This is a genomic window from Paenibacillus sp. JT31N17 (assembly GCF_056269255.1).
Genome location: NZ_JBWDNP010000003.1, coordinates 711,808 through 724,528 on the forward strand (window position 1 = coordinate 711,808; position 12,721 = coordinate 724,528).

General features: G+C 52.4%; 12 protein-coding genes. 11 read left to right on the top strand and 1 reads right to left on the bottom strand.

The genetic code is table 11. The features are described 5' to 3' along the window. The first annotated feature begins 21 nt into the window (after positions 1 to 21). The 8 genes from AC0YOB_RS15140 (at position 22) to AC0YOB_RS15175 (ending at position 9,201) form a co-directional block, all read left to right on the top strand. Complete coding sequence (locus AC0YOB_RS15140) at positions 22 to 900, top strand: carbohydrate ABC transporter permease (protein WP_475793476.1); 879 nt, start codon at positions 22 to 24, stop codon at positions 898 to 900. Between the two features lies 1 nt (position 901). Next, positions 902 to 1,720, top strand: a complete 819-nt coding sequence (locus AC0YOB_RS15145) for a carbohydrate ABC transporter permease (RefSeq protein WP_475793477.1) — start codon at positions 902 to 904, stop codon at positions 1,718 to 1,720. A 280-nt stretch (positions 1,721 to 2,000) separates the two neighbouring features. Then, positions 2,001 to 4,088: a transglycosylase domain-containing protein gene (locus AC0YOB_RS15150; RefSeq protein ID WP_475793478.1), complete on the top strand. Its 2,088-nt coding sequence runs from the start codon at positions 2,001 to 2,003 to the stop codon at positions 4,086 to 4,088. A gap of 320 nt (positions 4,089 to 4,408) precedes the next feature. Continuing rightward, on the top strand, positions 4,409 to 5,359 hold the full coding sequence (locus tag AC0YOB_RS15155; protein WP_475793479.1) for an alpha/beta fold hydrolase: 951 nt from the start codon (positions 4,409 to 4,411) through the stop codon (positions 5,357 to 5,359). A gap of 119 nt (positions 5,360 to 5,478) precedes the next feature. Next, complete coding sequence (locus AC0YOB_RS15160; RefSeq protein ID WP_475793480.1) at positions 5,479 to 6,411, top strand: manganese-dependent inorganic pyrophosphatase; 933 nt, start codon at positions 5,479 to 5,481, stop codon at positions 6,409 to 6,411. Between the two features lie 164 nt (positions 6,412 to 6,575). Next, positions 6,576 to 6,854: a hypothetical protein gene (locus AC0YOB_RS15165; RefSeq protein WP_475793481.1), complete on the top strand. Its 279-nt coding sequence runs from the start codon at positions 6,576 to 6,578 to the stop codon at positions 6,852 to 6,854. Between the two features lie 351 nt (positions 6,855 to 7,205). Beyond that, positions 7,206 to 8,231 (top strand): THUMP domain-containing class I SAM-dependent methyltransferase, encoded by a 1,026-nt coding sequence (locus tag AC0YOB_RS15170; protein ID WP_475793482.1) that lies wholly within the window; start codon positions 7,206 to 7,208, stop codon positions 8,229 to 8,231. Positions 8,232 to 8,265: 34 nt separating this feature from the next. Then, positions 8,266 to 9,201: a phosphotransferase family protein gene (locus AC0YOB_RS15175; protein ID WP_475793483.1), complete on the top strand. Its 936-nt coding sequence runs from the start codon at positions 8,266 to 8,268 to the stop codon at positions 9,199 to 9,201. A gap of 133 nt (positions 9,202 to 9,334) precedes the next feature. Here the strand turns inward: AC0YOB_RS15175 and pdxR are convergent, their stop codons facing one another. Beyond that, positions 9,335 to 10,777, bottom strand: coding sequence for a MocR-like pyridoxine biosynthesis transcription factor PdxR (gene pdxR, locus AC0YOB_RS15180; protein WP_475793484.1), 1,443 nt, complete (start codon positions 10,775 to 10,777; stop codon positions 9,335 to 9,337). Positions 10,778 to 11,028: 251 nt separating this feature from the next. Between pdxR and AC0YOB_RS15185 the strand changes: the two genes are divergently transcribed. The 3 genes from AC0YOB_RS15185 to AC0YOB_RS15195 all read left to right on the top strand — a co-directional run bounded on the left by AC0YOB_RS15185 (position 11,029) and on the right by AC0YOB_RS15195 (position 12,704). Then, the gene (locus tag AC0YOB_RS15185) at positions 11,029 to 11,985 is read left to right on the top strand and encodes a carbon-nitrogen hydrolase family protein (protein WP_475793572.1); all 957 of its coding nucleotides are present in this window, start codon (positions 11,029 to 11,031) and stop codon (positions 11,983 to 11,985) included. Positions 11,986 to 12,031: 46 nt separating this feature from the next. Then, complete coding sequence (locus AC0YOB_RS15190; protein ID WP_210039751.1) at positions 12,032 to 12,172, top strand: hypothetical protein; 141 nt, start codon at positions 12,032 to 12,034, stop codon at positions 12,170 to 12,172. A 154-nt stretch (positions 12,173 to 12,326) separates the two neighbouring features. Next, positions 12,327 to 12,704 carry a VOC family protein gene (locus AC0YOB_RS15195; RefSeq protein ID WP_475767490.1) on the top strand — a complete coding sequence of 126 codons (378 nt, stop codon included), beginning with the start codon at positions 12,327 to 12,329 and terminating at the stop codon, positions 12,702 to 12,704. The last annotated feature ends 17 nt before the right edge of the window (positions 12,705 to 12,721 follow it).

Below are 12,721 nucleotides of genomic sequence, written 5' to 3' on the forward strand. Positions count from 1 at the left end.
TTAAGGAAGGGAACTTGGCCTATGGGAAACCTGAAACGAATGATACGCGGCGAGGCATGGTATTTGCTGTTCCTAGTGCCGGGGATCTGTTTATTTTTGATCGCGGTGTTTATTCCGCTGCTGCTCGGAGTCCGCTATTCCTTTACAAGCTGGGACGGAATATCGCCCAAGCTTACTTATATCGGCTGGGACAATTACGTGCAAGCTCTTCAGGATTCCGATCTGTGGAGAGTACTCGGAAACACGTTCAAATATGCGTTTATCCTCACCATTCTCGTTAATGTTCTATCGCTGCTGCTCGCCCTGCTGCTTGATTCCTATCTGAAATTCCGGAATCTCTTCCGGACGATCTTCTTCCTGCCAAGCGTTATATCCGTCGTCTTGTCGGGATTCGTATGGAACTACAATTACAGCAACGGCTTTCCCAAGCTGCTAGCCTATTTCGGGCTGGACGTCACCAGTCCGCTGGGCAATCCCGATTATGCCTTGTTTGGGCTGATCGTGGTTGCCGTCTGGCAGGGCATCGGCTCTCCGATGATCATTTATATCGCCGGGCTGCAGGGCATCCCGGGCGAATTGATCGAGAGCGCCAAGATTGACGGGGCGGGCGTATTCCGCACGTTCAGAAGCGTGACGCTGCCGCTCCTGGCGCCTTCGGTCACCATCAATTTGCTGCTGGTGCTGACAGGAGCGCTCAAAGTGTTTGATCTTGTATTCGTCACAACAAACAGCGGACCGGGCTTTGCCACCGATGTGATGACGACCTTCATCTACAGAACCTCGTTCGCCAATTTCAAAGCCGGATACGGAATGGCGCTGTCGATGATTTTCTTCCTCATCCTGGTCATCGTTACGATTGTCCAGCTGGGCATCTTCAGAAGACGGGAAGTGGAATTCTGATATGAAAGCATCCCGAATAACGGTCTTCATCCTCGTCGCGATTCTGGCGGTTGTGTTCCTGTTCCCGCTTTATGTCGCGCTGCTTATGTCACTGAAAACCTCACAGCAGACGTTCGTTTCCTTTTACGCGCTGCCGCCCGGACTTAACCTGTCCAATTTCGTGCATGCCTGGGATACATCGAAATATCCGACGGCCATTTCCAACAGCTTGATCGTAACCGTCATCTCCGTCGCCTTGATTATCATTTCTTCGGCGCTGGCAGGGTATTCGATCGCCAGGAGGAACAAGCCGTTCTACAATGCGATCTTTGTCATTCTGCTCTCGGGAATGATGGTGCCTTTCCAGGTGACGATGCTGCCGCTGTACAAAATGGGCAAGACGCTCTATCTGATCAATACGCACTGGGGAATCACGCTTATCTACGGAGGCCTCGGCGTACAGATGGGAGTGCTGTTCTATACCGGATTCATCCGCGGCATCTCCAGGGAAATCGAAGAGGCGGCCCGTATTGACGGCTGCTCGACGCCGGGCATCTTCATCAAGGTCATTATGCCGCTGCTCAAGCCGGTTACCGCGACTGTCATTGTGCTGAATGCGCTGTATATCTGGAATGACTTCTTGCTGCCGCTGCTGTTTCTGCAGGACAAGGCATACCGCACCATTCCGCTGCAGCAGTATTTTTTCTTCGGCCAATACAGCAGCGACCTGAATCTGGCCTTTGCTTACGCCGTAATGGGGATGATCCCGATTATCGTGTTCTTCCTGTTCATGCAGAGATATATTATAAAAGGGATTGCAGCCGGCGCAATCAAGGGCTGACAGCGATCTTCACGGATCTTCACGCTCTGCAAGTAAACAGCAATCCAGTCCGCCCCATACACCTGATGTCATCTACGCGATGGCATCGGGTGTATTTCATTTGCGCCCTGTGCGGGCAGAAGAGCGCTGTGCGGCGGTGCAACCCGGGGTATAACCACATCCTCAAGCCGCATGCATGAATGCCATGCACGTCGATAACAACCTGAACGTACTGAAAATGGCGGATTCCTGCGAATCTTTATAGGAACGGCATAAGGGATATCAAGGTTGGAGGCAGCATATGAATCCGGTTATGAAGAACAAGACGAAGCATACACATTGGAAAGTGATAATGATTGCATTTGTGATCGTATGTATTTTGGCGGCGGCTGGTTGGGAGATATTCCGCATGATGGTTGCAAAGCAGGATATTTCAAAGCTGGCAGAGCCGCTGCCTGCGGCGACTATTCTATATGAAGCGAGCGGCAAGGAGGCCAGCCGGATCGCCCTGGGCACCATCGAAGCCGTCCGTTACGAAAGCTTGCCCAAGTCATTCATCGATGCTGTGGTGGCGGTCGAGGACAAGCGTTTCTTCGAGCATGACGGCATGGATATTTGGGGGATCGGCCGGGCGCTCTATACCAATCTTACATCCGGAGAAACCAGACAGGGCGCAAGCACCATCACACAGCAGCTGGCGAAGAATGTGTTCCTGTCCCAGGAGCGGACATGGTCCCGCAAGTGGAACGAGGTGCTGCTCGCCAAGAAGATAGAGGAGAATTATAATAAATCCGACATTCTGGAGATGTATGTCAACCAGATTTATTACGGAGAAGGGGCATGGGGGATCAAGCATGCCGCGGAAACCTATTTTGGCAAATCCCCCCCGGAACTGACAGTATCGGAGTCTGCGCTGCTGGCAGGCCTTGTCAAGGCCCCGTCTGCGCTTACTCCCTACAAAAAACCGGACCAGGCCAAAGCCCGGCGCAATGTCGTGCTCCAGCTTATGAAGGACCAGGGCCGGATTACGGAGGAGGTTTACAATCAAGCGGTCAAGGAAGCGATCATACTGCGGAATCCTGCTTCCAAGCAGGATACGGCATTGAAGTATCCGTATTATGTCGATCAAATTATTCGCGAGGCGTCCGCCAAATACGGACTGACAGAGAATGAAATTCTGCATGGCGGTCTGCGGATCTATACGACGCTGGATGCGCGTATGCAGCAGGCGGCTGAACAAGTCTATGCGCAGGAGGAGCTGTTTCCCCCAAGCGCGGCGGATCAATTGATCCAGAGCGGAGCCGTGTTGGTCGATCCCCGCGATGGCGGTATCAAGGCGCTTATCGGCGGCAGGGGCAAGCAGCCGTTCCGCGGCTTCAACCGCGCCGTTCAGTTGAAGCGGCAGCCGGGATCAGCCATGAAGCCGATATCGGTCTATACTCCGGCCTTCGAGAAGGGTTACCGCCCGGAAGACACAATCGTCGACGAACCGGTTAATTACGGTGGGTACCAGCCGCAGAATGCGGGAGGGGCTTACCATGGCGAGGTGACGATTCATAAGGCGATTACCGAGTCCTATAATATTCCTGCGGTCCGGCTGCTTAACGATATGGGCATTGATGCGGGGATGGATGCGGCGGCCCGGTTCGGGCTTGAGCTGACGGATGCCGACCGAACGCTGGGACTTGCTTTGGGCGGTCTGCAGGAAGGCGTATCCCCGCTTGAGATGGCCGAAGCCTTTGCGGTATTTGCCAATGATGGTACCCGTATGCCGGCACATTCGATTATCCGGATCGAGACTGCGAGCGGCGAGGTTCTCGCTGATGCAGGAGATATAACCGGAGAGAAGACGACCGATCCGGCTATTGCCCGCATGATGACCGCAGAGCTCGAAGGGGTCGTGCAGGATGGAACCGGGGAAGCCGCCGCACTGGCTGGCCGTCCGGCTGCCGGGAAGACGGGAACGACGGAGATGCCGGGAACCGGAGGGGCGGGAGCCAAGGACAATTGGTTCGTCGGCTACACGCCTCAATTGGTGGGAGCGGTATGGCTCGGATACGATCATACGGACGCCGATCATTATTTAACCACAAGCTCCAAAGCCGCGGCTGCAGTATTTCAGGTGCTGATGACTGAAGCGCTGCAGGGCGAGCCGGTCATGGATTTCCCTGATCCGCCTGGAACATCAAGCGGCAATTCGCATGGCGGTCACGTCGATGACAACGCTGAGAATCAGGATCAGAAGGGGCACAAGAACCCGGATAAGGATCAGAAGGAACCAAAATGGCATAACCCGTGGGGGAAAAAAGATGATGATCATCCCCGCGACCGGGAGCATGGTGGACATAAGAAAGACGACAAACATAAAGATGATGATGATGACGATTGAATAATGGAGAAAACTGCTTCTGCAGAATTTTCTGCCTGCTCTCCGGTTAATCACCGGCCTCTTGCGTTTTATATAGATAAACGGGATGTCGCCGCTAAACACGGGTGACATCTTTTTTTTGTTCCGGAAGCTTGATTTGTGCGTCACGCACGCGATAAATTTAAGGGGGGTTAGCATGAAGCGGGTTGTGTACTGGATACCCGGGATCAAGATCCTGGTCTTTTTCTTTGGCAGCTGAACATGAGTTGATTATTCAGACTGAAATGTTGAAAATAACGGCAAAATAAAGACGGAGTACTCTAAGAACGGAGGAATTCTGCATGAGAAGCACTCATCATCAATTGCCGGGAGAATCTATTCATCTGTACAAATGGGAGCCGGATGAAGGCGAAGAGATTACGGGTTTGATTCATTTGATCCATGGCTCCTGCGAGCATGCGAGGCGCTATGAGCATTTTGCCAGATATTTGACAGAACGGGGGTTGGTTGTTTATGCCAGCGATCTGCGTGGTCATGGCTGGTCAGTGGAGAAGCGGGAGGAGCTCGGCTTCTTCGGAGAACGGAACGGCTGGGCGGGCATGGTGAGCGATTTGAGGCGTGTGACAGCCCTGGCCAGATCCGAGCATCCGGATTTGAAGCTGACGTTGGTCGGGCACAGCATGGGGTCCTTTCTCGCCAGGCATTATGCCATTATAGCCGGTGAGGAGCTGGACGGTATGATTTTGATCGGAACGGCGCATCAGCCCCGGGTGCTGCTTCATCTGGGAAGAGGAATTGCGGCTTGGGAGATCATGACCAAGGGCTGCATGTACCGCAGTCATTTTCTCAATAAGCTGACCTACAAATCCTTCAACCGCCGGATTAAACCGGCAAGAACGCTCCAGGACTGGCTCACCCGCGACGAAGCGGAGGTGGATCGTTTTATTGATGACGAGCAGTGCGGATTTGTTTTTACAGCCGCCGGCTTTCGGGATATGTTTGACGGACTGCTCTACATTACGAAGAAATCCAACATCCGGCACATGCCGCGCAATTTGCCCATTGTCATGCTCTCCGGTCAGGATGACCCGGTTGGCGCCTACGGCAAAACGGTGAAAAGAGCCTACCGTTCATTCGGTAAAGCCGGGGTAATGGAGCTGGGGATGACCTTGTATGAAGGCATGCGGCATGAAATCCTCAATGAGATTGGCCGTGAGCAGGTATATGGCGACGTTCTTAAATGGATTTACGGGACCGTAATTAAACCGGCGAAACAGACCGCGCATTCATAATCGTCTGAAATGTGAACAAACCGCTCTTCAATTTCTTACATAAAGCATAGGAATAAGGCGAATAATTCGTTATAATATAAGGGATCTCGTCAAAAATTTCATTATTAAGGAGAACAACCATGGAAAAAATACTTATTTTCGGACACAAAAACCCGGATACGGACACCATTTGTTCCGCAATCGCTTACGCCGATCTGAAAACTCAGCTGGGTCTGAATGTTGAAGCCGTTCGCCTCGGTGAAGTGAACGGAGAAACGCAATATGCGTTGACACAGTTCAACACCGCAGCACCCCGTCTTGTGGAGACGGTTGCCGGTGAAGCTTCCAGCGTTATCCTGGTTGACCATAACGAACGCCAGCAAAGCGCTGCCGATATTGATCAGGTTCGCGTTGTGGAGGTTATCGACCATCACCGTATTGCCAATTTCGAGACAAGCCAGCCCTTATACTACCGCGCTGAGCCGGTTGGCTGTACAGCGACGATTCTCAATAAAATGTACAAGGAAAACGGCTTGAAAATCGGCAAAGAGATTGCCGGTCTGATGCTCTCCGCCATCATCTCCGATTCCCTGCTGTTCAAATCCCCGACCTGCACGGAGCAGGATATTGCGGCAGCCCGCGAGCTTGCCGAGATTGCCGGCGTGGACGCCGACAGCTACGGACTGGAAATGCTCAAAGCGGGAGCGGACCTTAGCGACAAAACGATCGCTCAACTGATCTCCCTTGACGCCAAGGAGTTTACGATGGGCAGCTATAAAGTGGAAATCGCTCAAGTAAACGCTGTGGATACCAATGATGTGATTTCCCGCCAAGCCGAGCTTGAAGATGCACTGAGCGGCATTATCGCCGATAAAGGACTCGACCTGTTCCTGCTGGTTGTGACCGACATTCTCAATAACGATTCCGTTGCGCTTGCGCTTGGCAAAGTATCCGGTGCTGTTGAAAAAGCTTATAACGTCAAGCTTGCCGACAACAAAGCAATCCTCAAGGGCGTTGTTTCGCGCAAATCGCAAATCGTCCCTGTTCTGACGGATACGTTGAACAACTGGTAATCCCAATCGATTCAATAGAGCAGCCGCCGGCCTTTGCGCCGGCGGCTTTTTATTATTCCTGTTGTAGTCCTTGTCTCTACAGGATTTTGAAGGAGAGCAATCCCAGATTGTGGTACAATTGTAAAAGTGAACTTTTGGCATCTGCATAAAGGAGTTGGGGGAAATTGATCAGGACCATTCTGCAAAGTCTGCTGGCAGGTGCTGCGCTCGCCGTTATTTATTTGGCGGTGCAGATTGGACAAGGCGTCTACATGACCATGAAATATGTGCCTGACATTGCCGAGGCGTACAATACAGTGGAGCCGGCTGCAAGCGAGGTTTCCTTTGGCCGGGTGGAGAGTCCGGATCAAGAGGTCTGCATGTTCATATTTATTGTCCTGGCAGGAAGTGTCCTGTTTATATTGGGAAAGCTTGGCTACAGGCGTTATCTCAAAAAATCTTGATTGCTGCAAGCGTTTCCTATAGAATAAAAAGTACGTTGAAGCAGGAGGTAGTTTGCCGTGATGATGATGACCGTATTCTTGACAGCTGTTCAGTCCTAATAAACTGAATAGACGGTATTTCCAAGTTGGGATGAGAAGATTCGGTCGAATGGCCGGATTGATTTTTCATGGCTTGATTGGGATACCGGAAATGTCTTGAACATTACGGTCAATCGGTTGCTCCTGCAAATAAACAGGGTTATTTCAGTTATTACCCGTTGTATGCCTGAGCTGTGAATGGACATTTGTTCATTTGTGGCTTTTTTTGCGTTCAGCCGGTTTTCCGATTTTCCATTATCGGAGGAACCCAGCATGAATAGAATTCGTTATATGGCCACGGTGCTTCCCGGAATAGAAGCTGTCCTGGCTGATGAAATGAGCCGTAAAATTCCGGAGGCGCAAATCAAGTCGATTAAACGGGGAAAAATCTTTTTTGTAACGGCTTTGCCCGCCCGCGACCTTCTGTCCTTGCGCACCGCAGATAATATATACCGTGTAATCTGCTGCTTTTCCGTTGGGCTGCACCGCTCGGACCTGCCCAGTCTGCAGAAGAATGTCGCGGCATGCGATCTGTCTTTTGCAGATACCGCCGGCTTGCGCGAGGGGGGATTCGTGGTCAATGCCAGCCGGAAGGGTGCGCACAGCTACAGCCGGTTTGAGGCGGCTGAGGCGGCCATGTACGGCATCGGGAGGCATTATCCCTGGTGGAGAAAGGGAAGCCCTGAGAGTCACGGCTGCGAATTTCGCCTGGATATTGATGATGATGCGGCTGTTTTTTCATTCCGTATGACGGATTCAACCTTCAGATACCGCTCCAGGGAACGCATCTTCACTCCCGGTGCCCTTCGCCCAACCGTTGCCCACGCGCTTGTGTGGCTGTCATCGCCGCAGCCTGCCGACCGCATCATCGACCCGTGCTGCGGATCCGGAACATTAGTAGGCGAACGCCTGGCTTATCCTCTTCGGGAAATCAGGGGAGGGGATTGTTCCGCGAATGCGGTTCAGGCCAGCAGGCATAATTTGCCCGGGAGGTTCCCGGCAGCTATTCATCAATGGGATGCAAGGAATCTGCCGATTGACAACGGCTGGGCCAGCACGATTATCAGCAACCTGGCGTTCGGCAGGCAAATAGGCCAGCGCGAGTCATTGCAGGAGCTGTATGGCGCTCTGCTCAGGGAAATGTCCAGGCTGCTTGACCCTGTGGGCAGAGCTGTACTTCTTGCGGAAGACGGCGCACTGCTTCGCTCGGCAGCGGAGAAATACGGGCTTGACTGTACGGAGCTGATGCGGATCAGTCTGAAAGGGATTCAGCCCGCGATCTACCGTTTAACCAAATAGCTGACAATTTAAAAAAAAGAGAAGAGGGATTTATATGTCTGTCATCAAGTCTGATATGGACGGCCAGTCCGCCGCTGCTTTTCTGCAGGATTATTGGGGAGAGCCTGTTTCAGGATTGGAGGCTATTGAACAGGGAGAGGTCAACCGCGCATATTTCTTCCGGTTCAGGGAGCAGGATTATGTTGTTCGTTTTAATGCCCGGGAGAGCGGATTTCAAAAAGAGCGTTATTTGTCCGACCATTTCGCTTCAGATGAGCTGCCAATTCCGGCAATTATTGAAATCGGGCCAGTTAACGGGATGTACTTCGCGATCTCCAAGCGCGCTGCGGGAAAAACCCTGGTTCAATATGATGCGGATCAACTGCCCCTGCTCCAATCCATGCTGATTAAGCTTTTTGCCGGGATAAACAAGCTGAATGTGGGGGAGACACAGGGGTTTGGATGGATTCTGCCTTCCGGCAATGGCAGCCAAGCAAGCTGGCAGGCGCATCTGGAATCGTCCTTCGATGAGAAAGAGCCGGGATTCTGGCAGGGCTGGCATGGTTTGTTTGAAGGGAGTTTCCTGGATAAAGGACTGTTCGATGCCTTATACGGCAGGATGATGAGGCTGGCTGCGTACAGCCAGGAGGAACGTTATCTGGTTCATGGCGATTTTCATACAGGAAATCTGATTGCAGACGGGCCGCGCTTGACTGGCGTGATTGACTGGGAAATGGCGATGTATGGCGATTATATGTACGACCTGGCCACCTTTGATTTGTGGTCGCCGCATGTCAGGCTTCCCGAGCTTTATTATAAGCATTGTCAAGCCGAAGGCAAAGAGATCAGGCATTTTGAAGAGAGGTTTCTCTCGGCTCTGCTGTGCAAGGGTCTTGATGCTCTGCGGTTCTATGCCAGAACCAATGACGAGCACGCCTATGTTTATGTAAGGGACGATCTGCTCCGCCGTATTGCCGGTAATAAGATATAATGAATCCCCCCTTCATTTCTATGGCCTTTCGGATGCAGTTCCGAAAGGCTTATTTGAAATATAAGTAAGCGTGTATTTGGCTAGGCTTTGCTTATTTCGGAGGGAGGAAAATACCGGTTGTTACTGAAGGAGCTCAGCGGACAGCTGACTGTCCAAGCAGCGCTTGGGCCAAAGCCCTGATCCCCGGTTCTATATCCTCAAGCCTGGGCTTGGCGTAGCTGAGCCGGATATAACCTTCCTCTGATCCATATACGGTCCCCGGGACGAATACGACTCCGCTGCGGATTCCTTCCTCCAGCAGACGGCTGTCATTTACCTTCCGGTTGATTTTGCACCAAAGGTTCAGACCGCCATGCGGAAGGTCGAAGGTGACGGCATCCGGCAAATATTTGTTCAGGGTGTCGATCATCTCGTCCCGCTTCTGCTGCAGCGCCATCTGCAAATGGATAATATGGTCATCAAAACGTCCGGAGCGCATCAGTTGTTCCGCCAGCCATTCCGACACGATGCTGAGCCCGAAATCCATTTGCTGCCTGGCATCCGCGAGCCGGCTGACGACAGATTGCGGGGCAGCAAGCCAGCCAATCCGCAGGCCGGAGGCGGCAATTTTGGATAAGGAGCCGATATACATCACGATGCCGTCCTTGTCCAGTGCTTTCAATGTCTGCGGAGGCTCCGGCAGCATCGAGGTGAGGCTGAAAGGATCGTCCTCGACAATGGGAATCCTGAGTTCTGCGGCGATTTCCAGAAGACGTCTCCTCTTCGTCAGACTGAGAATACTCCCGGTGGGATTCTGGAAATTGGGATTCAGAAAGACCATTCGAATCCGGTGCTCGCGGTAAAGCCTGGCGACATCCTCCGGGTCAATGCCGTCCTTGTAAACTGGAAGCCGGCATATGCGAAGACCCGCAGACTGGAACATCGGCAGGGAGTAGCAGTAGGAGGGATCCTCAATCGCTACCGCATCTCCCGGTGATAACAGGCATTGGGTGATCAAGTACAGGGACTGCTGGGAACCCGATGTAATCAATATGGAGGATTCCGTGGCGGCAATCCCGTGGCGGCGGCCAAGAAACCTTGCCAGAGTCGTGCGCAATGCCGGGCTTCCCTGGGGATGATCATAGCCCAGATGCTCCGTAAAGGGCTGCTCCCGAAGCAGCTCCTGGACGAGTTCATTGGGAAACAAATCGGCCGATAGCTCGCCGCTTGCCATATCGATCAAATTCGCGTCATGACGGATCACTTCGCGGATACGCCGCATCAGCGGGAGATTGGGCAGGAAAGCTCCTCCCTCCGTATACTGCCGCCAATTTGGCGTATGGGATGGAGTGAGCCCCCATTTGGTGCGGCTGACGCTGGTGCCTCTGCCTACAGCGCTTTCCAGCAATCCTGATGCGCGCAGCTCTTCATAGGCCTGAACAATGGTGCTGCGGTTCACATCCAGCTGCTCCGCCATTTTCCGCTCGGACGGAAGCAGACTGCCCGGAGGAAGCTCGCCGCATGCAATACTCCGCTCCAAATGCTCCACGATTTGCCGGTATATCGGCTGTTTCGAATTCCGGTCAGGTTTCCACATCTAGAAGTCACACCTCTGACAAATAAAATACAGGCTTTGAACGATACAAACGAATCATAACCGGCTCAAGCTATCATACAGCCTGCCGATTGGATTTGCAATTGACCATCCAATTCATCAATTCACCTCAAATGGATGGGTTTATTCTGATCCAATTGGCTGGTTACAAGGGGATCATTTGCTTCTATGATAAGGGCATATCGAACAGAATTGCATCTTCAACAGACATGAATAAGGGCTTGCGGGAGAGGATGGTCAGGATGGGGCAAAATGTACGGATTGCAGTCGTTCAAGCGGCGCCGGTTCTATTTGACAAGGAGTCGGCACTGGAGCGTATCGCCGATTACGCATCACAAGCGCAATCTCAAGATGCCCGTCTGCTTGTGTTTCCTGAAGTTTTTGTCGCCGGCTATCCGAGAGGGCTTTCCTTCGGCGCCCGGGTCGGCAGCAGAACGATGGAAGGCCGCAAGGACTTCGCAAGATACTGGGAGAGCGCTGTCGATATTCCGGGCAAGGATACGCTTCGCCTGGGAGAGATTGCCCGTGAGACCGGTCTTTATCTGGTTATCGGAGTGGTTGAGCGCGACGGGGAATTCAGCGGCGCTACGCTTTACAACACCATCCTGTATATAGGGCCGGACGGGGAAGTGTTGGGCAAGCATCGGAAGTTGATGCCGACAGGAGCCGAAAGGCTGCTGTGGGGGCAAGGGGACGGCAGCACCTTGACGGTGATCGACACGCCTTTTGGCCGTATTGGCGGTTTGATCTGCTGGGAGAATTATATGCCCCTGGCGAGAACGGCCATGTACGCCAAAAGTATCGATATTCTGGTCACGCCTACTGCGGATGCCCGCGACACATGGCAGGCCACCCTCCGGCATATTGCCTGCGAAGGACGCTGCTACGTCATATCCAGCAATCAATATGCAACAAAATCGACCTATCCCGGGGATTTATACGGCTATGACAATATCGCAGGCGATCCGGAGGTGCTGTGCCGTGGCGGCAGCGCGGTTGTAGGGCCGCTGGGCGAATATGTCGCCCAGCCTTTGTATGATGAAGAAGGCCTTATTATGGCCGAGCTGGACATGGCGCTGGTAACGCAGAGCCGGTTTGACTTTGACGCAGTCGGCCATTACAGCCGTCCTGACGTGTTCCAGCTGACCGTTAACGAGTCGAAGCAGAGCATCGTCCGTTTTAAGGGATAGGACCTGGCGGCAGCCTGCTTCACAATAGATAAGGGAGGTGTACAAAATGGGTGTACCTGCTTTTGTATGGATATGTGCCATTATTATTGCCATTATCGTAACCTGGATAACCATTTGGGTAACGAACAAAGCCTATTCCCGCAGATGGGAGGACAGGACGAGCGAAATCGACCGGACGGATAATTAATAGGGACAGCCCTTCCCCCAGGGACGGCAAGGCCGCTTCTTCCATGTAAGGATTTTGAAAGGGTTATTTTCAGATTATTGCCAAATATGGTATGATTGCAATAATCTGTACTGCCCTGTCAAAGGGGTATGAAGCGGCTGGGGAGGGGAATTTCTTGCGCACTCATTACATCCAGGGAGTAGACCATGTTCAATTGCCCGTCAATGATTTGAAGAAAGCGACACAGTGGTATTCCGAGGTGCTCGGACTCGAGGTTAAATCTGTACATAAGCATGCAGCATGGCTGCGTTTTGCCAAAGGCCCCTTTTTGATGCTCCACCACAGCAATAAGGAAACGAAGGTTCAATGGCTGTCGGAGGAGGATTTTCCAATGCCGGCTTTTATGTTCATTACGGAGAATATGGTTCAATTGAAGCAGCAGCTGGACAAAAATAATACCTTCATCCGTATGTATCAGGATGAAGGCTTCGGCTGGGTAATCAAATTCGTCGATCCGTTCGGCAATGAGCTTGGCGCATATCGGCCGAACTGAACAGCTTTTTGCTTTTT